We start from the raw sequence: 23,353 nt of genomic DNA, 5'->3' as shown, positions 1-23,353 counted from the left end.
ATACTATCATTCTTCCAGGAAAACGGGTTTCTTTATGCATTCATTTTTGGATATTTATGAGTTTTGCAACACCCTCCTATTATTAATGAACCAGACGAAGATGTAGCCACAAACTACAAACTGATTAATAAACTTGTAACTAGCTTCTTCGATCAAAATTTAAAAGGCAAAAGCGAAAATCATTTAGAAGAAATTCAAAAACAACACCCTGAACTTCATCTCATTAAACACAAATAACTATTTTCCTAGTTATGTAACCCCTCTTTATGCTTGAGGGGTTTCCACTTTAACACAATTATAAAAAGGCCCCATTACTGGGGCTCTTAAAAAATAATAAGAATAAATGAATTAAAACAAATAACAGACAACTAAAATATATACGCTTTATATTATACAATCTATATATTTATGTAAAATCACATAAATATATAGATTATTATACGCTATACTAAAATAGGAGTCGACAATCGTTATTTTCTTCTTATTTTTAAAGCAATATGGATATACCTTCTTAACTCATTTGGATTGTACAAGCAAAAGAAGACATCTTACTAGATGTCTTCTTTTCTTATATTTTTATGAATTTCTTTGAGCAGATGCTCTCCAAGCACGAAAAGATGTTGGGTGTCCAGAATGAGCTCTTTGCTTTGCAGCAGCAACAGCTGGTTTTTCTTCAATAGTCTTTGGTTTTTCTTTCACAATTGCTGATTTTTCTTCAAGAGTATTCACAGCTGTTTGTATTTTTTCCAACTGCTCTTTTAAGGCTTGCTGTTCAATCTTTAAATCCGTAAGTAAACGTAAAATCATCTCAGAATTAGCCATAAGATCCTCCTCCCCCCAATACACAGAATAAAATACAATATGTAGCAGACGAAATACCGGTGACAAAAATAAGGTCGTCAACTCTTTTTAACTTCCAAAGTTCTTTTATTTTTTTAAGGACCTGCTCCATTCATCCTTAAAAACATAAATTAAATTAAATCCATTAATAAATGGTCTTTATGGAAGGAGGAGTTAATATGGGCTATGGAGGTAGTTGTGGTGGAGGCTGTGGTTTCGGCGGCGGATTTGCCTTACTTGTTGTGCTCTTCATCTTATTAATCATCGTTGGCGCTAGCTGTTGGGGCGGCGGATTCGGCTGCTAAGGAGAGGCACTCTTGAGAGTGTCTTTTTTTTTGATATGTGACTCATATACATATTGCTCATAATTTCCGTTCTGGGGATAGTATAATATTAGCTCAGCATGTCAGCTTCCCCCTAATTATTAGTTGGTTCAAATCGATATAATTCTTTTAAATATAGGTTAAAACTATATTTCTCAATGAATAAAACAACTTAACATGGTAAAATAATATTTGGATGGGAGTCCAATATATTATTAAAATTAAGATGGTTCAAGTCGAAGGAAGGCACCTTAGGGTGTCTTTTCTTTATGAAAAATATCTACAACCTTTTCTTTATGACTTCTAACATCAACAAAGGGTGATACAAACTATTACATATGTTTGTACCACCCTTTATTGATGCGTTTAGACTTCACAGGTGCTGAAGTTTTAGACTTCTCCCTTAGTGTACCCATATTATTAGAACATCCTGTAATCTGTAGACAAAATGTAGCTAATAAAAAAAATATTAATAATTTCTTCAATAAATCCTCCTACATACATAAAACACCATATGTTACAAAGCAAACATAACATCAACTCTTCATAAAAACAATATAATCCTTGGTCCTTAAGCTATCTCTTAACATAGGAGTACTTCTACATATTGATCAAGCTAAGATTTTAAAATATCCCCTACTTAAGGAATTTGTAAGTATCAAGTAAGAAAAACGAGAACTTTGTTTCGTATAATCAAAATATAAAGTGAAGGAAGAAAGATTATTTCTGGGATTAATATGCATGTGACAAGAGAAGAAATCTACGTTTTTTTAGAATAATAATATGAGTATGTCCAAGTTTTGGAGATTGCTTGCAAATATTTTTAAGTTTTCGCACCAGAACCCTAATTACCCTACCTGTTTTTTACCATCACATATTGGAGGTTAAAACATGAATAAAAAAAAGAAAATACAAAGATCAGTACTTACCTTTACCCTACTCTTTTCTTTAGGCGTTTCATCTTTCCCGCTTACAACAACTATTCACGCAGATACACGTGAGAAACAATCTGCTGAAAAGAAACTAGTCTCTTTAACGGAGCGTACATCATTATTTTTTGAATATCTCCAGCAAGGTAAGTATGCAGAGGCACTCCAGTTGACGTCTACTGCTTTTCAATCTAAGTTTACAGCAACCACATTACAAAACTGGTGGACAAAAAGTGGCTGGAGCGGGATAAAAAGCATGGGAACCCCCGTGATAAAAGAACGAAACTTGGTCCATCAGACGGTAGAAATTCCAGCAGCTACCGAAGGAACTACCATACCGCTACTCCTTAAATTCACACCTGGCGGGAAAGTAGATGAAATTGGAGAAAGGCCACCCGAGGAATCTTTTACCATCTCCCATCCTAGCTATGATCAACCTGACTCCTATCAAGAACGTGAAATCGTCATTGGAAATTCTACCTATCCGTTACCAGCCACATTAACAGTTCCGAAACATAAGCCTGGTGAAAAGCTGCCCGTAGTTGTTCTTGTTCATGGTGCTGGCATCCATGATCGCGATAGCACATATATGGGAACAAAAATCTTACGAGACATTGCGGTGGGCCTTTCATCCAACGGAATTGCAGTGTTGCGCTATGAAAAACGCACCTTAGAACATGCATTAAAGATGAGTGCAGAACCCGTTACGTTAGACCGTGACACTACAGATGATGCTATCTATGCAGCAAAATCAGCAGCGCAGCAGGAAGGCATTGATCCAAATAATATTTTCATTCTTGGACATAGCCTAGGAGCCGGCACAATGCCACGTATACTGAGCAAAGCGCCTTCCTCACTTATCCGAGGAAGTATCTTACTCGCACCACCTGCACGCCCTTTGACTGACATTGCCATTGATCAGTATGAATACCTTGGGGCGTCAAAGCAAGAAATCGATGAACTAAAAAGACAGGCTGCTTTTATTCAGGATCCTACTTTCAATCCTGACCATCCTCCAGCTGGCTACAATTTTGGGTCACCTCATTTTATGTATGATGTTTCTAGGTGGCGTCCAGTTGAAGAGGCAAAATCACGAAAAGAGCCTTTACTCATTTTGCAAGGAGCACGCGATTATCAAGTAACAGTAAAAAATGAATATACAAAATGGCAAGAAGGGCTTGCAAACCGCGGGAATGTTCAGTTCAAAAAATACCCGAAATTGAATCATTTCTTCACGGAGGGTGACGGAGAATTAAGTCTTCCTAGTGAATACGAAATCCCTGCTAACGTTCCCGAATACGTCATCCAGGACATTATTACATGGGTTAACGAGACAAAAAAATAAGAAAACATCAAAAGCCTTCATGCAATCATCATTGCGTGAAGGCTTTTTGAAACTTGTGATTCAGACATATCTATTATAATTATATTTTTCTACGCACTAAATAAAAAACTAAGGACCCCATCATAACAGGTGCAACGAAATAAAAGAAATATGAAAAAGAAAAAGTAAAAAGAAAAAGAAATGGTATAAGTGTATAGATAACTGCTAGTCCTATAAATAAAGGAATTCCAAATTGAAACTCTCTACATCGTTTAATTTTCCTATATAAGACTTCTCCAATTAGACAAGCTATAAGAGCTGGTATACTACCATAAGTGACGATAGTTTTTATGAACCCCTGTAAAACGTCCGGGTGAATAAAGCTAGGATTAAAAATATATGAAATTAAGAACCATCCAAAAATAAAAGCAAACAGACTTGCAGCATAACTAACTACAAATTTTATTAAAGTAAGCAACGTAATCATCCTCACAATTCCCTAATATTATCTTCATTTTATCATTTTCTCTTAAAAAGATTCCAAAAGGATATACTTGCCCTTCAGCTTTCTTTTTTAACGCTTGTTCAAGACGTATTTTTTGATGTTATTTTGTATAAAAAACTTTTGGGAGCAACCTGTTCGAAAAATTGATAAAGAATAAGCGATTGAAGGATGAAAACAGAAGACTACAAGGAAAACTGTATAAACAAATATAATGAAACAAGGCTCTTACTTTGTAGTGGTATCCACGAAGTAAAAGCCTTGTTTTTTCTACTCATTTTTTATATCAGTCTTGATTTTCCGATGGGAAGGCACAGAAAATCTACTACAGAAGGTGTGATACCTCTAGGATTAACAAATTCTTTAAATTTCTGTATATCCCTCTACTTTTGGAATGTGCCTCTAATTCAGCGCGAACTTGTATTGTATCCGGATCCATTTTTTCTAAAGCATGTTCAGAATATTTACGAACATTGATTTCAAGTTTTTAAAACTCATTTATTGTAACTGTAAAATGTGGCTTGAATTTTACTTCGATTGTTTTGTTTTCTACGCCACCTTGGACATATAATGAGTCATTACGGGTATAGATTCGTTTCGCCGAATGCATCTTGGTTTCAAAGATGCGTTTATTTTTATAATACAAATTTAATTCAACAGTTTCCTCGTAATAACACATAATCATTACTAATTCAAAGCCTAATTTATCTATTTTATTATATCTATATGCACCTGCACCTGGAATAAAATAATCTTCTGGTTCACTCTCGAATATTTCTAATAATTCATATTCATCATATTGTATATTCAATTTAACAACTCCTTACGTGAATGGGCTCAATCCACTTTATTTATAATATTCACGATTTATTAGGTACAACGGATACAACATCGCCATTATCATTCAATACGACTCTAACATCTTTCCCATCGTATTGCCATAGACCAGGTTTATTTCCAGGTTTTTTAGTAGCATGCTTAATTGTTTCTTCTACTACACTTGGTGTTACACCACGTGGATCAACTTTTTTTAATTCCTCCATGTATTCTTTTGATCCGAATGTGTAACCATTCCTTTCAGCTCTTTCACGTGCACGCTTTGTAAGTTCTGCTCGAACCTGAATTGTATCAGGTGCCATTCTTTCAAGTGCATGTTCAGTATACTTACGCCCATCAATGACGCCGCCACCTCTTGGCATACTCCATCCAATCTCTTCAGTTACCTTTGATACTTTTCCTAAATCCTTCGCTTTTTGCTCTAACTCTCCATATTTACCAAATACTCGACCAATAACTTTAGGAGTGCCACCTACAACTGTAGAAACAGTTCCCCATACATAATCATTCGGCTCATATTTTCTGTCTGTGAAAAATTCTCTTCCGTTATAAAGTTGCAGACCTTGTTTAATTTGCCCAATAACTGGCATAAAATCAAGTGACATGGACCCAAGTTCATTCGTACGCTTCTGTTCTTCCAGATATTCTTTCATTTTTTCAGGTGGTACACCAAAATCCTTAAGACGATTTGTTAAACCGTCCATGTTTCCGACATTTTTAGCTACGTTAGATGTATCAATTTTATATCCCGCAATCTTATTAGCGGAATCTAAAAGGTGGTTCGTAGCGTCGATACCTGACATGATATCTGTGTGAAGAGTTGGGAAGGCTTGTTGCGCTTCTTTAATGTGTGTAGAAACACTTCTTGTTAAGTCTTCGACCATCAAAGCTTGCTTATGTAAAGATTTAGCTGCTGTATCTACTGATTTAGCAAATTTATCTACACTTTTATTAAAGGTGTGTAAATCTTTAGCCATGGATTTATATGCGGGTATCCTACCCTTGAAATCTTCATGCCAATCTTTTATTTCTGTTGCAGTATCCTTTAATCCATTTGCTTGTTTTTTTAATTCATCTTTCGGTAAGGAATCTATGAATCCTTTTATCGGTTGAACATATGCTTCATCTATTTCTACAGGAAAACCATAAGCCGCGTCTAGTTGTGCGGCAAAAATCTGTGCATATTGGTCCATGAATTCTGCCACGAGTTCTACTACTTGTTTTTTCGTTTCTGGTATCAAATCTTTAGCAGCTTGTACATTGTTAATCATTGTACCAGAGTCTTTTGTTGCTTTATCTAAAACCATAATACTATCTTTTAATAACATAAACTTATGGATTTTACTAAAATCATCCTCCATCATTTGCAAGTTCGTGAGGATAGATTGATATTTTACTTGTACATTTGGGTCAGCTTCTTTTGCGTTTATGTTATCAACTAAGCTTTGTATATGAGATCCTTTTAAAGTCGTTAGGAACTGATTCAAACTTTGTGTCAATTCGCTAGATTCTAGTATAGCCGTATCGATATTCTTCGCTTGATTAGCATCAGCTAAGCGTTTTGAGTGTTTTTGTATTAATTCTAGTCCGAATTTCAAATCGTTTACATCTTGACGAATCGCATCCATTTTATTGGATAAAGATTGATCAAACACAACTACAAATAGTTTTTTTACAACGTATGTCTTCCCGTTATAATTTACTCTAAACCATAACGGATCATCTTCTCCCACTACTTCAAGAACTTCATCGTCTCCAACTTGAATAGGATTATATCCTTTTAAAACTGTTCTTGAACCGTATATATTATGATCAAATGAATTAATTTTTACCCAGCCTTTGACCATCTTTCCTGTTCTGTCGAATTGAAACTGTTTACCTTTATAAGTTACATCACCTTTTTGAATTGCCCCTTCATCGTTTGCGAAGTACCAATGTGTAGCCTGCGGGAACCAGCCTTTTTGGGCTGCACCAGTTGTTCTATTAAAATAATAGTCCTTCCCGTCAACGGTATTCCATCCCACAGCTAGATTACCATTTTTATCGAAGAGATAGGTATCATCTCCTGAACGTAATAATCCAGTATGTTTCACGCCTGGTTTGTCATAATAGTATTTCTTTTCTCCATCTACAACCCAGCCAACCGATTCATTGTTTTTTATACCTGTTGTTGCCATAATTGTCCTATATAAGAACATAGAAAATTGCTCTCTTGTGACAAATCCATTTGGATTAAAATTGCCATCACCAGTACCATTTGTGATTTTATTTCCAGCTAATATTTTGACATATTCGTTAGCCCAATAACCTTTCATATCCGTAAAGTCAAAATTCCCTTGCGGTTTTAAATCGAATGTTCTGACAAGCACTGCAGCCATTTCAGCACGCGTCATATTATTTTTCGGATTGAATTGTTTCTCTACATTTACGCTAAATATGCCCCGTGCAGTAAGTGCCAAAATTTCCTTTTTAAAATTGCTGTCACCAATATCAACAAATGGATTATTTGTACTATCTTGCGGTTTTAAATATCGATACAAGAAAGCAGCAAGATGTTCGCGAATAATAGGATCCGTAGCACCGAAATATCCATTTCCGTATCCTGTTATAATCTTATTTTCAGCCATATACATCATTTCTTTATATGCCCAGTGGGTTTTAGGAACGTCAATAAAAGATGATGAATTCACTTGACCATTTTGTTCTGCATACGCTGTTCCTACTGTACTGAATAATAAAATACATATCACAGAACTTAAAAATAATTTCTTAATTGTATTCATAATAGATCTCCTATTCAATTTTTAAAAATATAATTGCAAAATCAGCACTTATTTTATCCTTCATTTACGGCGTTTTATATAATTATCAAATTTCTATTCATACTAATATTTCGCATAAGGACAACCTAAGTCATTCTGTCTAAACAATAATTAGTTCATAAGATGTTTCATGTTTTAAATGTAGTAGCCCGTTTATGGAACCTTCTTAATAAACAGTAAAACCAAGTTTTTTAATTTGAAAATCCCTTAGTCTAAAATTCGCATTATGTTGAAGAGATCCATAATAATACTAATCTCCTTTCTCTTTGACGCGGCCTATTTGATTTAAAACTTCGACTTCCTCTGTAAACATTGGTGCATAGGTAGAAAGTAATTAAAATAATGATAATATAAGTCCTATGGTTTTCTTCATACTCGCATCTCCTTATCAATTCGCAAAAAACTTTTTAATTATATATTAGGTTTAATTACTATTAAAATAAAAAAATATAAATATGCATAATTGCATATTTACCTTCTCAATAGAGTGTACTCTATTGAGAAGGTTACAAGTTATTGATTTTAAAGGATTTAGAGTTTCTCAAATACACTTATCAAAATCGAAGCGTGGTATTTAATTTCAGAGTGGCCCTTGAAACCCATAATCGTTTCCGTACCCCTATAATGCTATTCATTTTTTTATACATTCCTATCCTGGCGTGGGTTGCAGAGTTTCCGTTTTTTACTGAATTAACCGAAAAAATCACGCTAAGCAAAAAATATAATAAGCTGTCGATATAGACAGCCCTTTACATAATTATCGTTATTGGAATCAAAATAAGCTTACACATCCAAGCTGTTGATAATAGCTAATATTTGATGATCTGTCCATTTGCCATTAATCCTTATATTTTCTTTCGCTATACCTTCTTTTTTAAATCCCACTTTTTCTAATACACGAATAGATGCTAAATTATCAAGCATCGCTCCTGCTTCAATTCTATGTAACTTTAATTCCCTAAAAGCAAAATCTACAACAAGTTGAAGAGCCTCTGTTGTATAACCCTTTGCATTATGCTCCTTATCTAAAGTAAATCCCGTATAACAGCTTTGGAGGTCTCCCCTAACAATTTGAGTTAATGAAATGTCTCCAATCAGTTTATCATTTTCTCTTAAAAAGATTCCGAAAGGGTATACTTGCCCTTCAGCTGTCTTTTTTAGAGCTTGTTCAAGACGTATTTTTTGATGTTCTTCTGTATAAAAAACTTCTGGGAGCAACGGGCAAACTCGTTGAAAAAATTCGCGATTTCTAATATGTAAGTTAGCTAACTCGTTAGCATCAGCAGTTTTATAAAACCGAATATAAATGTGCTTCCCTACTAGTTTCATAACATCCCTCCAACATTTTTATATGTCTAATGAGGAAAAAATATACCGTATACTATATACAGTTGGATATTATCAGGAATCATTTTGCACGAAAGAAAAGACACTCTATATGAGTGCCTTTTCCAATAGTTTTTAGCAGAAGCAAGAAGCTCCAACGATGATTAATAAAATGAATAACACAACTAATAAAGCAAAGCCTCCAGAAAAGCCACAACCGCCACAACTACCACCATAGCCCATAATAGTTCCTCCTTTAGATAAGAGGGGAAAACTAAGGTTCACTCATGTATTTTAATGGATTCGTTTCATCTTATGTTTTTCCGCATTGATTGAGCAGGTCCTTTCGAAAACTATTTACATATTAACTATATTTTTAAAAATAAATAATTTAACTATAACAATAAATAGATAAATTAATATAATGTATTAATTCTAAAAGAAGGGAGGATTTGCCATGCAATTAGTTTGTTTTAAAATAGTAAGTGGTCAGTATTTCTCATTTGTAGAAGGTATTCAAATTCCCGTACCAATTCCAGCAGTTGCTGCAGCTTTATTAATTGGTTTAGGAGTAATTCCACTTTGTTCTTAATGTAAGGAATTCGGATCATTCCTATCTTTCCATTGGAAAAGCCTCAAGTATATGAATACTCGAGGCTTTTCTTATAATTGAGAAAGACACTTTAACGTGGCTGAAGATCTCCTGATTTAACTAATGCGGCCGTTACATCATCACCGAAAGTATTGAAACAGAATACTTTCTCGTCTACCTTATCCATTACTGTAGCTTCACCTATCTTGCCACCTTGAAGTTTAATAAAATAGTTATGTTCTTCTAAAATTTTACTAAAATCTCTATTTGCCCATCTTTCAGTAATTGCTAATAGCTCTTCTTTATTCTTGAAATTGTTTCCGTTTAGAATGTTTCTTACTTTCTCTGCATTCTTTTTGGACATAGGGGTTGCTCCCTTTCCTTCACACGCTTTTACTTTTTGATGAGTCATGCTATGCATAGCTGAAATCACTTCTTCTTCAGTAGAAGTTACTGTAATGTGAAGTTGTGCATTTGAGCCTTTCACTTCTGCTTCATTCGATAGTGTGTCTTCTTTATTAACCTCTGCAAAAACATGGTCCTCACTCTCAAGCGGGACTTCAGCAAACTGTAACATTCCATAAGTCATACCAGTTGCAAGTACTACTACACCTATAATAGATGCTAGCCAATACGTTAGCTTTTTGTCCATCTTCATTTCCCCTGTCTTCGTTTAAATATCTTAACTAAAGAGTACCATATTTAATTCCTTTTTATTGAAGTGTCTCTAATTTTTACTATAAAAAACGTATAAATCATTTAATACCAATATAACAACTTCACAATCATGACTATGCCTATTCTCATAACAGGATCTATATACGATGTCACTAAATCATCTGGTGAACTATTAGTTATTAGTACGGCTTTGCATCCTTATTCTCAAAAAGGATAAATATTGTACATACCAATTCTTATGTATGAAGACAACTAAAACAAGTGTTACGAAAAAATATAAAAAAGACATCTTTTCTAGGAAAAGATGTCTTTTTTATATAAACCTTAATGTTCGTTCTGTAAAACCCTCGCTGCCTTTACTCCTTCTTTCTCTTCTTTTAAGAATAACGATACGATAAATGCAACAATAATAAAGATTAACCCAAGTGCAAATGCACCTTGGAATCCTGACGTTAAACCGTTTAACTTCTCTACTGGATCCAGTGGATTTGCGGAGCTTTCCATATACTTAGTTGTTCCTGAAGACATTTTCGAAATAAAGATAGCTGTACCAATTGCACCAGCTACTTGTTGCAACGTACTAAATAGTGCTGTTCCGTGCGGATATAAATCTGGTGTTAATTGATTTAAACCGTATGTTTGTGCTGTCATGACAAACATGAGTCCAACCATTAATACGCTATGCATGACAATAATTTGTACCATTGATGTATCAGGAGTAATGCCTTTAAATAAGAACATTGCAATTCCTACTAAGACAATGCCGGGAACGATAATAACTTTCGGACTAAATTTATCAAATAGTTTACCTGCGATTGGTCCCATTATGGCGCTAATAACACTTCCCGGAAGCATGATAATTCCTGATTTAAAAGCTGTAACGAGTAAAACGGTTTGCAGGAACATCGGTAATAAAGTCATCGTTGAAAATAACGACATCATCACAATGACAATTAATCCAACTGATAATGTAAACATCGGAACTTTAAATGCTCGTAATTCTAAAATTGGATTCTCAATTTTCAATTGTCGAACGGCAAAAATACATAATGAGATAAGCCCAACAATTAAAGTGCCATACACTTTTGCATCGGACCATCCTAAATCACCCGATGCACTAAAGCTATACACAAGCCCGCCAAATCCTAATGTCGATAAAAGGATAGATGGGTAATCTACTTTTGGCCTTGTTAACTCTGAAACATTTTGAATGTACCTCATCCCAATCATAATTGAAATGATCACGATTGGAATAACAATATAGAATAACCAGCGCCAATTTAATGAATCCACAATTACTCCAGATAATGTAGGGCCAATTGCCGGAGCTGCCATCATCACGAGTGCAATTAATCCCATTGTCGCACCACGTTTTTCAGGTGGACAAATGATTAAAATCGTATTCATTAATAACGGTGTAATTAACCCCGTCGCTACAGCTTGGACGATACGGCCAATTAATAAAACAGAAAATGTCGGTGCGAATCCCGCAATTAATGTACCGACTAAAAACGTTACCATAGCGATCAAAAACATTTGTCTCGTTGTGAGCCATTGCTGAAGTAACGCTGTAATTGGAACTAAAACCCCAACTACTAACATATATGCTGTAGAAAGCCATTGAATCGTTGAAGCTGTTACGTCAAATTCTTTCATTAATACCGTTAACGCATTACCAAGTAATGTTTCATTTAATAATGCAACCATTGCCCCTAAAAGTAACGCAATTAAAATGGGGGTATGTTTCAAATTAGAAGTATCAACTTTGCCACTTGCAGGGCTCTTAGTTGTCATATTCATTTACAGATTCTCCTCCTGTTTCTTACTTAAAAAACTTTAAATACACCAGAACACATGTAATATAATATACATATGTAGATTAAAAAGGGAGAATCAATTTTCAGCCACTGTATATTTAATCTACAAAAAAGGAGAATTGTAGATGAATGATAATGAAAAACAACTTGATTTACGTATTAGACGTACACATAAATTACTGTGGGATTCCTTATTTGAATTAATGACGCAATCAAAACAGAAATATAGTACGATCACAATTAACCAAATATGTGACCGCGCAATGGTACACCGAACAACCTTTTATAAACATTTTGAAGATAAAGATGCTTTATTAACATTTGGATTTAAACGATACGGCAAGATGATTGCTGAAATACCGGTTTCAGATCGATTAAGTAAACCATTTCAAGTAATGGAACAATTTCTACATCATGAAGAAATCGGTAAAATATTAGAAACACAAATGTCTGATGAACAATTTATTAACCGGACACAGCATTTAAGTCACGAAACGAGAAAACAAGAAATAGAAGCGTTAAATCAACTTTGCAAAAATCATACGATGCCCAGTGATTTAATCATTGAATTTTATTCAGGGGCAATCACCTCATTAAGCGCATGGTGGTTTAAAAGTGAAAGAAAAGTTTCTGCTGCTGAAATGGATAGGTATCTCCATCAACTTATTAATCGGGATATTTTTCAGTTTGAAAAGGAATAAGACTACACCTTTTCAATCATGCAATAAAGTGAAACTTTAATCAGCCCTCACCAATCGGACTTTTACGGACAGCCCGACCCCCACCTAACTTCTTTGCTTCCACTGAATTTTGAGGTGGGGGTCTTACTGCCCGTTAAAGCGGGATCAAATTGACCACAAAATAGGAATATGATATATTTTCCGTAGAATACTATATAAGTGTAACAGCGAATAAATTGGCATATAATAAAAAGAAGAGATGCGCTAACATCTCTTCCTTAACTGCTACCGTATAGGGTGGTGGTTATTATACGTTATTATTTTTTACGAAACCCACCCTTTTGCTTCCTACGGCGCGGAGTGGGTTTTTTGTTGTCCTTACCCAGAAGTTGCTTCCGCAAAAAATACGCTGAAACTTCACGTACATCGTACGTCTTGATTCTGTACTGTCTGTTCCGCTACCAGATACGTAAATGAACGTCATGTTTGGATTTAACTCCGCTAATGTTTTCGCGGCGGATAACATTAAATCAATGAAATAAAACGTCGATAAATTTAAGTTACAAATATTCAGAATTAATATTAAAATGAATAATGGGGATAGGGGTATGGGCTTATAAAATTTATACATAACGAGGGAATAGAAATGAAACTACAATTAAAAGCGGATTTAATGTTACTACTAGTTACATTTTTTTGGGGTGCATCCATCCTACTTACAAAGCTTGGACTTGATGGCATAGAAGAATATAATTTAATCGCATTACGATTTATTATCGCTTTTCTTTTATCAGGTTTAATATTTTACAAACATTTATTTAAGATCGATTTTAAAACTGTAAAATATGCATTTATACTCGCTTCTGTCTTATTTATCGTTTACATTTTCGCGACTTTCGGTACAAAGTATACAAGTGTTTCTAATGCTGGTTTCTTACTATGTCTCACAGTCATTTTCATTCCGATATTATCAGCTATATTTTTAAAACACATTCCAGAAAAGAAAGTTATAGTAGGAATCATTTTAACGATAATAGGAATCGGCTTATTAACATTAACTAGCGAATTCAAAATCGGTAACGGCGATATATTTTGCATACTGTCTGCCCTGTTTTATGCGATCCACGTCATCATTACTGGAAGCGTAACGAAACATGTGAATTCCATTGCACTTGGAGTAGTGCAACTCGGTTTCGTCGGCCTATTTAGTCTTATTTTCTCATTCATTATAGAAACACCAAAACTTCCTAGCACGATCGACTCATGGCTAATCATATTAGCTTTAAGCATATTTTGCACCGCAGTCGCATTCATCGTGCAAGTAATTGCCCAGCAATACACTACACCTACCCATACAGGTCTTATTTTTTCATTAGAACCTGTCTTTTCCGCAGGCTTTGCCTTCGTTTTCACAGGCGAAACACTGACAGGAAAAGGATACTTAGGGGCTACGCTTATATTATTGAGTGTGTTAATTGCTGAGTTGGATTTTAAGAGTTTGTTGAGGCCTAATTATAAGAAGAATATAGAGTAAACATTTCAATATAATCAATAAACATACCCCAGAAAAATATGAGTTTATATTATTTTCATTCTCTTCACTTAGATTTTCTTTTTAGATGCTATCTTCAAACAAGGTAGCATCTAAAAAATGTTAAAAGGAATCTCTCCTTAGTATCTTCTTATACTCGATGTAGTTTGCATACTTGACCTTTTCTACGTTCTTTAATTACTTACTGAATATAGTCATACAGATTTTTCGCTAACAATAAACAAGTTACTGTAATGAAAAGGGCACGAACATACCCGCTTCCTTTTTTTATAGCAAATTTGGAGCCAACAATCCCTCCAGCAATTTGAGCAATCCCCATTATAAAACCATATGCATAGTTTACTTGCCCTACATACATAAACATCAACAATGCACCAACATTACTTCCTAAATTAAGAAGCTTCGCATTACCTGCTGCTTTTAAAAAATCATATCCAATAAATAAAAGAGAAAACATTAAAAACGAGCCTGTTCCAGGACCTAGAAATCCATCATAAAAACCAATAGCAAAAATAAAAAAGGTAAAAATAATGACGTGTCGACCAGACAATTTCTTATGAGTGGAAATACTACCCCAATCCTTTTTGAATATCGTATAAATAGCGACCGCACCAAGCATAATCAACATCAATGGCTTCAGTACTTCTGGATTCATTAAATGAACGGTCCATGCCCCTATTATGGAACCTATGAAAGTGAGCGGAACTAATTTAAACGCCGATTTCAAATCAAGATTACCAGAACGATAAAACACAATATTACTAGTTGCACTTCCCATTGTCGACGCTAGTTTATTCGTAGCTACTGCACTTGCTGGATTCAGTCCTGTAAATAATAAAGCTGGTAAAGCAATGAGTCCACCACCACCTACAACTGAATCAATAAATGCAGCTACAAATCCAAAAACAATCAAAATCATTAATACAGATGGGTCTAAATAAAAATCCATACTATTAACCTCCCCTTTAGTCACTATTCGAATAGTAACTAATAATTTGCTAAATGTAAACAGTTATTGTAACGTTGAAATATAAAGTGAAACTTTAATCAGTGGGGCCACTGATTATTAGTTGAACCAATCGGGCTTTTACGGGCAGCCCGACCCCCACCTAACTTCTTTGCTTCCGCTGAATTTTGAGGTGGGAGTCTTACTGCCCGTTAAAGCGGGATAAAAGCAAACATCGGAGGACGAAAAAAGTGGACTACATAGTGCAACAGCTTAAAAAAATTGGTTTCAATGAATATGAAGCTAAATCTTATGTATCTCTTGTTAAACAAGGGCCTGTCACAGCCTACCAAGTGAGTAAAGATTCGGGTGTCCCAAGAGCGCGAATTTATGAGATTTTAGGTAACCTTGTAGAAAAAGGAATTGTCATGAAGGAAGAAATAAATGACACCACTCGCTATTCACCTCTACCTGTTGAAATCTTTTTACAGAAGGCGCAATCAGAATGGCAGTCTACTTATGAAGGAATCAGTGATTCATTAAAAACACTAGAAACTTCCGAGGAAAAAACGGATAATCGAGTGATTACTTTAAAAGACAATAAAACAATCATTAGCTATTGTCAGGCATTAATAAAAAAAGCAGAACGACGTATTGTCATTTCAATGTGGGATGAGATGTATGAAGCGTTAAAAGAAGATCTATCTGAAGTAGCTGATAAAGTTACAATACAAGGTATTACCCTACATGTTGAAAATCCCATTAAAAATCTAGAAGCCCATCGCATAACACCTTATACAGAAACCTTGTCTACAGAACATTGGTTTATTGTATCGATAGATTCTAAAGAGATGATTTATGGACCATCACTTGAAGAGCGTAATATTGCTTTTTATACAGATGACCCCGTTCATATATACTTATTAGAGGATTATGTATGGCATGATGTTTTAGTAAATCGACTTGTCCGACGTAGCCAAGATGATTTGCAGCAATGGATTACTGCAGAGAGAAAATCTTTCTTTATGGGGAAATGAGGAATATATTCAAGAGCAAACCAAAAGATTTGCGTATTAAACCTAACAACTTCTCCGTACAAAAATAGTCGACTATTATATAGTAAATATTCGGCTATTTTTGTATAAATTTATACAGACGCTGCCATTACCCCAGCGATTAATGAGATAAACGCTTCTCCCACTCTTTCACCTTTTCAATTGTTACATCTAATTTTTTAGCTATTTCTTCTACACTCATTCCTTTAAAAAGCATTCCAGCTGCCGAAAGTGCTTTATCAATTTCTTCTTGCTTCTCTTGTTCATATAAACGACCTACTTTTGTCATCCGTAACCACTCCTTTACCTTTTTCGCGTAGTCTTCATCAATAAATTTATCTGTAGCTACAAGAATCCCAGCAATAACTTGAATTTGTTCTTGCTCATCGGAGATACACTTTGCTACTTCTATCGTTTTTTCAATTAAAATTTGTCTTTTCTCTCTACTATGCATAAGTGGTACAAGTATTAATTTCATGGTTTCTTCATCCGTCAAAGATTTTCCTTCTTCCATTTTTCTAATAATCTTTTGAAGAATGGCATCACCATTGTATTCATTTAGTAAAACCGCTTTAGAATTTAAACGTATACTACATACATCTATTTCTTCTATAGGATTCATTACCTCACTTGTATAAATAACTACGATTCGAATATCCGGTAACTCTTTCCTCTTATTATAGTAACGATACATAATTTGATTCGCATAATCCATATACTTCAAATGGTTTTCGAGGAAACGGGTATTACTTTCATACTCTAACATTAAAATTGAACCATCTTCCATTTCAAATAAAGTATCTGAGCGCCTTTGATCTGCACGAACTCTCGAAAATTCATTTAGCAACAATTCTTTTATTCTTGGATAACCTTTTAACCCATATGCTTCAAGCCCTTTATCCCTATAACATTCACTTAAAAACTTCATCAGAATATCTTTATTATGATAAGAAATATCATTCCCTGCCAATAGCTAATCCCCCTTAACTATTAATTACCATTTTCTTTATTATATAACTTATAAAATTAGCGTTACAACTTTGGTTCACATGCACATGCTATTTTCAAAACACCTTCCTCTCACTACTTCTCCCTCTCCACAAACCGCCCAAACTCCTTCAAAAACCTCAGCTTAAAACTCCCCACAGGCCCATTCCGGTGCTTCGCCACATGAATCTCCGTCATCTCTTTCTGCACTGTTTCCTTATCGTAATAATCCTCTCGATACATAAGCATAATGACATCCGCATCTTGCTCAATTTGTCCGGTCTCTCTTAAATCTGATAAAAGCGGACGCTTATCTTGCCGCGACTCTACAGAACGAGATAACTGTGATAACGCTACTACACAAACATTTAATTCACGTGCTAATAACTTAAGCTTACGAGAAATCTCACTAATCTCTTGAAATCTATTACCCTTATGCTTCGGATCGCCCGTAATGAGCTGCAAATAATCTACAATGACTAAAAGCTTTTTATCACCGTGTTTCCGCTTTAACTTACGGGTTTGCATCCAAATATCTTGCACCGTAACACCTGCATTGTCGTAAATCTCAAATGGCAACTCACCAATCTCCGCAAACGCCTTACTTACCTTCTCCCAATCTTCCATCGCAAAACGATGCTTCGGATTTTTCAGCCTACCTCCTGACACTTCACCTACGCAAGATGCCATCCTTTTTAACAATTGCTTACTACTCATCTCTAACGAAAACAATCCAACCGCCGCTCCAGACTTCGCCGCATGCAATCCAACATTAAGCGCAAACGCAGTCTTCCCCATAGAAGGACGCGCACCAAGAACGACAAAATCACCTTCCTGCAATCCGCACGTCATTTTATTTAACGATGTATAACCAGTCTCAATACCAGTAATCTCCTTCACATCTTGATGAAGCTCTTCATATAAATCAACTAGCGCATCCTTCAAATCAAACTCACATACAGAGTCTTTCTCCTCTAACTCACAAAGTGCCGTAATCGTCTCACCGATAACTTTCTCACTCTTCTCCGCAATAAGACGCTCTCCCATCTTGTGCCCGAGAACACCAGCCTGATACATTTTCCAGGCACCTCGAACAAGCCCCTCATAATAAGAGAAGTTGGCAGTTGTAGGCACACCATCCATTAACCCTATAAAATACTCCATTCCCCCGATTCCCTCTAAAAACTTCGGATCTACCCGAGAAATGAACGTCACAAGATCAATCGGTTGCCCCTCTCCTTCCATCTTTCGCATTAACTGAAATATAGACTTATGTACTGGCATAGAAAAATACTGCTCCGTCAAACGGCACTCCTTAATAAGCTCTCCATCAATTAATAGAGAACCTAACACCGTCTTCTCCGCCTCCACATTTTGAATACTCATGGCCGCCACCCGCGCTCCGCTAAAAAGCGCTGCAACTCTTCCTCTGACGGCGCATTCTTCTCCCACTCCTCACACCTCGCCAAAAACTCCTCCGTCTCCCCCGTACTAACAGACAACTCCTTCTTCCGAAACTTAGCCGTATCCGCCTCAACCTCACACACTTTCGTAAACCCTTTCCCGTGCCATCCTCTCAAAATCCCCTTCACATAAGCAATCGTCCGCTTATTATTCTCAAACGCAATTTGAAGCGCCTTCAGCACAAGCTCCTCTGACAAATCTTCCATCCACGCACTCAGTTCCTCCACCGCAAAAGGAGACAAACTACCGAAATGTTGCTCATAAAAAGAAAACACACGACTTCCCTTTTCTTCCTCTACAACCTCTTCTTCCTCTGTCTCCTCACAAATCGGCTCAACATCATCCACAGCCAAATCATCAGGCATACCGAAATGTGCTAAAAGCATCGGAACATTCAGCTCTTCCTCAGTGCACTTCTGAAGAAACATATGTACAAACTCCTTATTCTTCACACCCTTAAGCTCACGAAGTACACACTTCTCCACATTCGTATTCGTCACAGGATTATAACGAAGCCAATTTAAAACGAATAACTCCCGTGTATCCGCATCATAAAGAATCTTCCCATAATCAACAAAGCGCTGCACAAGCTTATCAACAGTCTCCCGGTTATAACCAGTCTCCATCTCAGCTAATCGCTTCGGAAAAGGAAAAATCCCACACTGCGTCGTCTTCGAACAAGTTAATAAGTAAACATAAAAATACCGCTCCTCCGGCGTCAAATCCAAAACAAAATCATCCTGCCAAAAATTCACCTGCACATTACGATACACCGCCATCCTAATTCCTCCCGTCTCCGTTCAAAATAAAAACCTCTTCATAATATATATGGGAGGTTAGTCGGGTTTTTGGCGTGTTATTTTAAATTTTTTTTGACTACTACTACGGTGTTTGTTGTTGTTTTTGTTTTGTTATGTTTTTTCTTAGTGATTTATTACTTGGTAGGGGCTTAGGAGGGGGTAGTTATCGGGTTTTGTTTTTGCTTCGATATATTCTGTTAGTTCTTCTTGTGTTTTCTTTCAGATTTCTGTTATGTATTCTTCTTCAGATAGGATTCTTGTTGTGGGGTTTTTCCGTTAGCTTTTATTATTTGCGGGATTTTATTTCGGATTAGTTTGTTATAGGTTGGCATGGGATTTTCCCGCTAATCATTTGATTATGTCTTAGATCCATTAGCACTAATGGATCTACAGAAACCACTACTCTTTTTAGCTAATTTTAAATACATCTATAAAATAAATTATTGTAAAACCAAATATAATTTCATCTTAAAAATCCACATCCCATGGTATAATCATCCATATGATTTTATATTTAATTCCTTATATTCTAGTGATATATAAACAAGAGACAGAATACATACTATTTGCTTAGATTAGATAAAGATAATTACCGATAAATTTAATTTAAAAATCCCAGACACGCATTATAATGAATAAGCTCTAGTCTATGTTCTATCACCGACTGAAAATGAAGATATACACAATAAACACCCCATTGTAGTCAATTAAATATAGAACCCTTTTAGGAAGTTATCGTCAAAACATAATTCGTATTTAATGGTACTACAATTGGTATACATGGAATTGACAAGACTTTAAAACATAGGTTAATCCCTAGATTAAGGTAAAAATTTATATAATTATAACTAAAGGAGAATTACACTATGAACCAAGCAACCAATATAACTCAAACAATAGAATTTACTGTTGAAAATGGAATATTGACTGAAACTATTATAGAAAAAGGACAAAAAATACAATTTCATAAATTTACTACTTACTGTAAAGACGTACAAGGGACTAGTAAAGAAGCTAACCCTCGTAAACAAGACATCTCTAAAAAAAATAAGGTAGCTAATAAAATTCGTGAAACATTGCTTGATCCTGAAATTTCATTTCACACACGTAATAAGGGCATAACATATTTTGCGGAAGACATAGAGATACAGGATCTTGGAAATGGTACTTCTACGGTTAAAATTTTCTTTGCTGATCCGTCCTCTCAAGGAAGTGTAGATGGTGGTCATACTGAACTTGTAATATTAGATGAGATCGGAAACTATCCAGAGTGGAAAAAGGTTAATATTGAGGTCATGACTGGAATTAAAAGCCCATTTACTCACGTTTCAATTGCGGAATCTCGTAACACTGGAACTCAAGTAACTGCCGAAACATTAGATGAACTAAGTGGTATGCATGATATTTTGAAGAATCACCTTTCTAATACATCATTTGGTGATCGTGTTTCCTATAAACAGAACGAGCATAAAGAGGATGGGAAAAATCTAACGATTACACTAATAAAAAAGTTTTATGAGACATTCAATATTCGCGATTATGCTGATAAAGATCCTAAAGGAGTCTACAGCTCTAATCAAGGTGTTATTAATAAATATCGTAAAGAATATGAAGAACATGGAAATACTACAGGAAATGTTTATGAAAAAATGAAATATATTTCACCTGATATATTTAAATTAACATATTATATTCACAAAAACTTTAAAGACTTATATAACAAACATGGAAAAGGAAACTTTCTTGCCAATAAATGCGCTGATTTTAAAGAAGGCTCCCGCAAAGAATTGGTACTATTCGGTCAAACCGATGAATATTTAGATTACAAGGTGCCAAACGGACTTTTATTTCTTGCTCTATCTGGTTTCCGCCAATTTTTAGCAGAGGACAAGCATGGTTATTATGCTTGGAAGTTTGATATTTTTGAAAGCGAGAAGCAAGAAGAGTTATTAAAAGTAATTTTTGAAATCCTTGCATCTGGAATGAGAAATCATGATAATAATCCTCAATCAGTAGGTAAGGATGCAATGCTATGGCAATTAGTTAGAACACAAGTACTTATGAAGGCTTACATGAGTCAGTGGTTATGATAATTATTTTAATAAACATACTTAGGTGAAAAATGAGTCATCCTTTTTTACAAGGATGACTCATTTTTCTATAATTAATACCAATGCAGAATTAAAAAAGCATAGGCATCTTTTCCTGCTTTTAATAAGAATATATTAGTTTTCTTTTTACGGCCCTTATAACTACTTACTCTCTGTATTTATTTTTTCATTAGCATGCAATGTTAATGAAAAAATAAATAGTGGCTATCTGCCACATAAAAATACAAACCTGCTCGTCTATTATAAACGCTAACTTAGATTTACACATTAAGACTTGAAAAAAGATGTTGTAAACGCCAGAATAAACTTTACATTCTCCACCCAATTTATTTGGAGGGGCAGATATGATACCCTTTCAGTAATAGCTGGTGGTGACAAATGTATAATCTTAACTCAATTTTCCAAACTAAAACCAATAACTTCACATTCGAATATAAAAATAAAAAATTTTTTATTAACAAGAGGATTATAATTACTATAATGATTTCATGCCAAAAAGAGCAAAAATCAAAAACTTAAAAGGTTATATACTTTTTTATAAAGAAATCCAAAAATATTATTGAAATTTCTACTAATTTATCAATTATAATATTACGTTAAATACTTACTACACATGATTCATATCAAACTTAACAAAAATCAACGCATAGTAAGTACAAACTATAATAAATATTATATACATAAAAATTTTTATTGAAGCTCAAAAATCATCGTTTTGAGCTATACTTCCGCTAGAATTCCTTTAAATCAACAGCCTGTCCATTCAATCCATCTAAATTTAATTTATATATAATCTCACTAATATGAGTAGGTAATTGTCCACCTATAAAACTTTCTGGTACAATTTTTGGAAATCGCTCATCAACTTTATATTTCATTACTTCAAGTAGACGATATGACTTTGTACGCACTTCACTCCCCATCGGATAATGTAGTTTTTCAAGTGCTTGTTCAATTTCTGACTCTTCTACATCTAACTCTAATAATTTGGTAATTATATCTTGAATCGATATACCGCATACAGCAGGTTCAAAGCGATAAAATAATAAGTATTCCGCTTTTAACTGATATTGACTATTAACCGTAATTTGTGAGCCATAGCGTGCTATAGTAGATTTCACCTCATAACAACCATCATTACAATTAAAATCAACAGAACCACCAAACGGCCCTACCCAAGATACATCCTTTCCTTGTTTTAACAAATAATAATAACTGAGCATTTCCGCTAGGACACTATAGGCTGCTTTTTCAGCATTCGTATTACCCATTAGTTCTTTCATTGCATGCCACCAGGAAATTGGGTTCTTTTGGATTTCTTGATACGATTCTGCATCAAGTACCTTTTCTAAAAAACTAGCGCAAATAAATGCAAAATCATCGTATAACTTTGAATGATTAGATACAAGCATTAATAGATGGCGTTCCTCACCACCAATTATATATTCTTTCGTATAATAAGAGATACTGTTAAATCTCTCATTGACATGTCTATCTCTTGGTATTTCTATGGCAACCCCTTGCATACCATCAATTTTCACAATCCAATAATACTGTTCTTTTAATGTAATTGCACGTTTTACAGAAGTCCGAAAATAAGCGAATCCTTCTCTAATTTTTTGTATTGTCTCCATATTTTATATTATTTTCTCCATTTCCGCTAAGATCACTCAAAAAATACTCATACAAATCTGAGGGTGTTGCAAAACTAAAATAAATATGCAATGTTATGAATCAGAAAAACTAGCTGAACATGCAATAGATAGCG

The 23,353-nt window shown here is 34.8% G+C and carries 20 protein-coding genes and 3 pseudogenes; 8 read left to right on the top strand and 15 right to left on the bottom strand.

Going from position 1 to position 23,353, the window contains the following annotated elements; translation table 11 throughout:
- Positions 1–78: 78 nt before the first annotated feature.
- A pseudogene (locus ACQRBL_RS04835) lies at positions 79–237 on the top strand (alpha/beta hydrolase family protein); the annotation flags it as partial.
- A gap of 339 nt (positions 238–576) precedes the next feature.
- Here ACQRBL_RS04835 and ACQRBL_RS04830 read toward each other — a convergent pair.
- A complete protein-coding gene (locus ACQRBL_RS04830) occupies positions 577–822 on the bottom strand; it encodes a hypothetical protein (RefSeq protein ID WP_000013671.1) in 246 nt (81 codons plus the stop codon).
- A 197-nt stretch (positions 823–1,019) separates the two neighbouring features.
- Here ACQRBL_RS04830 and ACQRBL_RS04825 point away from each other — a divergent pair, with 197 nt between their 5' ends.
- Entirely contained in the window at positions 1,020–1,145 is a 126-nt protein-coding gene (locus tag ACQRBL_RS04825; protein ID WP_000540377.1) for a YjcZ family sporulation protein, read from the top strand.
- Positions 1,146–2,054: 909 nt separating this feature from the next.
- Positions 2,055–3,437: an alpha/beta hydrolase gene (locus ACQRBL_RS04820; protein ID WP_411996603.1), complete on the top strand. Its 1,383-nt coding sequence runs from the start codon at positions 2,055–2,057 to the stop codon at positions 3,435–3,437.
- A gap of 79 nt (positions 3,438–3,516) precedes the next feature.
- Here the strand turns inward: ACQRBL_RS04820 and ACQRBL_RS04815 are convergent, their stop codons facing one another.
- The 6 genes and pseudogenes from ACQRBL_RS04815 to ACQRBL_RS04790 form a co-directional block, all read right to left on the bottom strand.
- The gene (locus ACQRBL_RS04815) at positions 3,517–3,903 is read right to left on the bottom strand and encodes a hypothetical protein (protein WP_411996602.1); all 387 of its coding nucleotides are present in this window, start codon (positions 3,901–3,903) and stop codon (positions 3,517–3,519) included.
- Positions 3,887–4,084: pseudogene (locus ACQRBL_RS04810) on the bottom strand (GNAT family N-acetyltransferase); the annotation flags it as partial. The gene ACQRBL_RS04815 and the pseudogene ACQRBL_RS04810, both read right to left, overlap by 17 nt.
- A gap of 321 nt (positions 4,085–4,405) precedes the next feature.
- Positions 4,406–4,729, bottom strand: coding sequence for a hypothetical protein (locus ACQRBL_RS04805; protein ID WP_001025898.1), 324 nt, complete (start codon positions 4,727–4,729; stop codon positions 4,406–4,408).
- A gap of 49 nt (positions 4,730–4,778) precedes the next feature.
- The gene (locus ACQRBL_RS04800; protein ID WP_411996601.1) at positions 4,779–7,538 is read right to left on the bottom strand and encodes an S-layer homology domain-containing protein; all 2,760 of its coding nucleotides are present in this window, start codon (positions 7,536–7,538) and stop codon (positions 4,779–4,781) included.
- An 822-nt stretch (positions 7,539–8,360) separates the two neighbouring features.
- On the bottom strand, positions 8,361–8,906 hold the full coding sequence (locus tag ACQRBL_RS04795; protein ID WP_023521303.1) for a GNAT family N-acetyltransferase: 546 nt from the start codon (positions 8,904–8,906) through the stop codon (positions 8,361–8,363).
- Between the two features lie 132 nt (positions 8,907–9,038).
- Complete coding sequence (locus ACQRBL_RS04790) at positions 9,039–9,146, bottom strand: YjcZ family sporulation protein (protein WP_000540375.1); 108 nt, start codon at positions 9,144–9,146, stop codon at positions 9,039–9,041.
- 214 nt (positions 9,147–9,360) lie between these two features.
- Here ACQRBL_RS04790 and ACQRBL_RS04785 point away from each other — a divergent pair, with 214 nt between their 5' ends.
- A complete protein-coding gene (locus ACQRBL_RS04785; protein WP_411996600.1) occupies positions 9,361–9,495 on the top strand; it encodes a hypothetical protein in 135 nt (44 codons plus the stop codon).
- Between the two features lie 91 nt (positions 9,496–9,586).
- On the opposite strand, the gene ACQRBL_RS04780 is transcribed toward ACQRBL_RS04785, so the two are convergent.
- Positions 9,587–10,147 carry a PRK06770 family protein gene (locus tag ACQRBL_RS04780; protein ID WP_098256859.1) on the bottom strand — a complete coding sequence of 187 codons (561 nt, stop codon included), beginning with the start codon at positions 10,145–10,147 and terminating at the stop codon, positions 9,587–9,589.
- A 350-nt stretch (positions 10,148–10,497) separates the two neighbouring features.
- Positions 10,498–11,973 (bottom strand): MDR family MFS transporter, encoded by a 1,476-nt coding sequence (locus tag ACQRBL_RS04775; RefSeq protein ID WP_098256858.1) that lies wholly within the window; start codon positions 11,971–11,973, stop codon positions 10,498–10,500.
- A 142-nt stretch (positions 11,974–12,115) separates the two neighbouring features.
- On the opposite strand from ACQRBL_RS04775, the gene ACQRBL_RS04770 reads away from it, so the two are divergent.
- Together ACQRBL_RS04770 and ACQRBL_RS04765 are read left to right on the top strand one after the other, a co-directional pair.
- Positions 12,116–12,691 (top strand): TetR/AcrR family transcriptional regulator, encoded by a 576-nt coding sequence (locus ACQRBL_RS04770; RefSeq protein WP_000999313.1) that lies wholly within the window; start codon positions 12,116–12,118, stop codon positions 12,689–12,691.
- A gap of 625 nt (positions 12,692–13,316) precedes the next feature.
- Positions 13,317–14,204, top strand: a complete 888-nt coding sequence (locus tag ACQRBL_RS04765) for a DMT family transporter (RefSeq protein ID WP_000776058.1) — start codon at positions 13,317–13,319, stop codon at positions 14,202–14,204.
- A 199-nt stretch (positions 14,205–14,403) separates the two neighbouring features.
- Here ACQRBL_RS04765 and ACQRBL_RS04760 read toward each other — a convergent pair whose 3' ends face one another.
- Entirely contained in the window at positions 14,404–15,171 is a 768-nt protein-coding gene (locus ACQRBL_RS04760) for a TSUP family transporter (RefSeq protein WP_000348456.1), read from the bottom strand.
- Between the two features lie 248 nt (positions 15,172–15,419).
- On the opposite strand from ACQRBL_RS04760, the gene ACQRBL_RS04755 reads away from it, so the two are divergent.
- Positions 15,420–16,205: a TrmB family transcriptional regulator gene (locus ACQRBL_RS04755; protein ID WP_000384612.1), complete on the top strand. Its 786-nt coding sequence runs from the start codon at positions 15,420–15,422 to the stop codon at positions 16,203–16,205.
- A gap of 139 nt (positions 16,206–16,344) precedes the next feature.
- Here the strand turns inward: ACQRBL_RS04755 and ACQRBL_RS04750 are convergent, their stop codons facing one another.
- The 4 genes and pseudogenes from ACQRBL_RS04750 to ACQRBL_RS04735 all read right to left on the bottom strand — a co-directional run.
- A complete protein-coding gene (locus tag ACQRBL_RS04750) occupies positions 16,345–17,193 on the bottom strand; it encodes a transcriptional regulator (protein WP_000908110.1) in 849 nt (282 codons plus the stop codon).
- 113 nt (positions 17,194–17,306) lie between these two features.
- The gene (gene dnaB / locus ACQRBL_RS04745) at positions 17,307–18,596 is read right to left on the bottom strand and encodes a replicative DNA helicase (RefSeq protein ID WP_000027306.1); all 1,290 of its coding nucleotides are present in this window, start codon (positions 18,594–18,596) and stop codon (positions 17,307–17,309) included.
- Positions 18,593–19,453, bottom strand: a complete 861-nt coding sequence (locus ACQRBL_RS04740) for a DnaD domain-containing protein (RefSeq protein WP_000312064.1) — start codon at positions 19,451–19,453, stop codon at positions 18,593–18,595. Before ACQRBL_RS04740 ends, dnaB begins: the two co-directional genes overlap by 4 nt.
- A 168-nt stretch (positions 19,454–19,621) precedes the next feature.
- A pseudogene (locus ACQRBL_RS04735) lies at positions 19,622–19,806 on the bottom strand (nucleoside triphosphate pyrophosphohydrolase); the annotation flags it as partial.
- 534 nt (positions 19,807–20,340) lie between these two features.
- Here ACQRBL_RS04735 and ACQRBL_RS04730 point away from each other — a divergent pair.
- Positions 20,341–21,564, top strand: coding sequence for an AIPR family protein (locus tag ACQRBL_RS04730; RefSeq protein ID WP_167316757.1), 1,224 nt, complete (start codon positions 20,341–20,343; stop codon positions 21,562–21,564).
- A gap of 752 nt (positions 21,565–22,316) precedes the next feature.
- On the opposite strand, the gene ACQRBL_RS04725 is transcribed toward ACQRBL_RS04730, so the two are convergent.
- A complete protein-coding gene (locus tag ACQRBL_RS04725; protein WP_114556438.1) occupies positions 22,317–23,219 on the bottom strand; it encodes a PD-(D/E)XK motif protein in 903 nt (300 codons plus the stop codon).
- Positions 23,220–23,353 lie beyond the last annotated feature (134 nt).

Origin of the sequence: Bacillus sp. AF62 (genome assembly GCF_050312695.1) — a bacterium.
GTDB classification, from domain to species: Bacteria; Bacillota; Bacilli; order Bacillales; family Bacillaceae_G; genus Bacillus_A; species Bacillus_A cereus.
The sequence above is the reverse complement of the archived record's forward strand: the minus strand, read 5'-3'. Positions and strand labels throughout refer to the sequence as shown.

Bases quoted from the DNA above. Each gene is read 5' to 3' on its own strand.
- dnaB (WP_000027306.1), bottom strand. From the start codon at position 18,596: ATGAGTATTCAAAATGTGGAGGCGGAGAAGACGGTGTTAGGTTCTCTA.
- ACQRBL_RS04795 (WP_023521303.1), bottom strand. From the start codon at position 8,906: ATGAAACTAGTAGGGAAGCACATTTATATTCGGTTTTATAAAACTGCT.
- ACQRBL_RS04785 (WP_411996600.1), top strand. From the start codon at position 9,361: ATGCAATTAGTTTGTTTTAAAATAGTAAGTGGTCAGTATTTCTCATTT.
- ACQRBL_RS04780 (WP_098256859.1), bottom strand. From the start codon at position 10,147: ATGGACAAAAAGCTAACGTATTGGCTAGCATCTATTATAGGTGTAGTA.
- ACQRBL_RS04830 (WP_000013671.1), bottom strand. From the start codon at position 822: ATGGCTAATTCTGAGATGATTTTACGTTTACTTACGGATTTAAAGATT.
- ACQRBL_RS04725 (WP_114556438.1), bottom strand. From the start codon at position 23,219: ATGGAGACAATACAAAAAATTAGAGAAGGATTCGCTTATTTTCGGACT.
- ACQRBL_RS04800 (WP_411996601.1), bottom strand. From the start codon at position 7,538: ATGAATACAATTAAGAAATTATTTTTAAGTTCTGTGATATGTATTTTA.
- ACQRBL_RS04825 (WP_000540377.1), top strand. From the start codon at position 1,020: ATGGGCTATGGAGGTAGTTGTGGTGGAGGCTGTGGTTTCGGCGGCGGA.
- ACQRBL_RS04770 (WP_000999313.1), top strand. From the start codon at position 12,116: ATGAATGATAATGAAAAACAACTTGATTTACGTATTAGACGTACACAT.
- ACQRBL_RS04765 (WP_000776058.1), top strand. From the start codon at position 13,317: ATGAAACTACAATTAAAAGCGGATTTAATGTTACTACTAGTTACATTT.
- ACQRBL_RS04815 (WP_411996602.1), bottom strand. From the start codon at position 3,903: ATGATTACGTTGCTTACTTTAATAAAATTTGTAGTTAGTTATGCTGCA.
- ACQRBL_RS04740 (WP_000312064.1), bottom strand. From the start codon at position 19,453: ATGGCGGTGTATCGTAATGTGCAGGTGAATTTTTGGCAGGATGATTTT.
- ACQRBL_RS04790 (WP_000540375.1), bottom strand. From the start codon at position 9,146: ATGGGCTATGGTGGTAGTTGTGGCGGTTGTGGCTTTTCTGGAGGCTTT.
- ACQRBL_RS04820 (WP_411996603.1), top strand. From the start codon at position 2,055: ATGAATAAAAAAAAGAAAATACAAAGATCAGTACTTACCTTTACCCTA.
- ACQRBL_RS04730 (WP_167316757.1), top strand. From the start codon at position 20,341: ATGAACCAAGCAACCAATATAACTCAAACAATAGAATTTACTGTTGAA.
- ACQRBL_RS04760 (WP_000348456.1), bottom strand. From the start codon at position 15,171: ATGGATTTTTATTTAGACCCATCTGTATTAATGATTTTGATTGTTTTT.
- ACQRBL_RS04775 (WP_098256858.1), bottom strand. From the start codon at position 11,973: ATGAATATGACAACTAAGAGCCCTGCAAGTGGCAAAGTTGATACTTCT.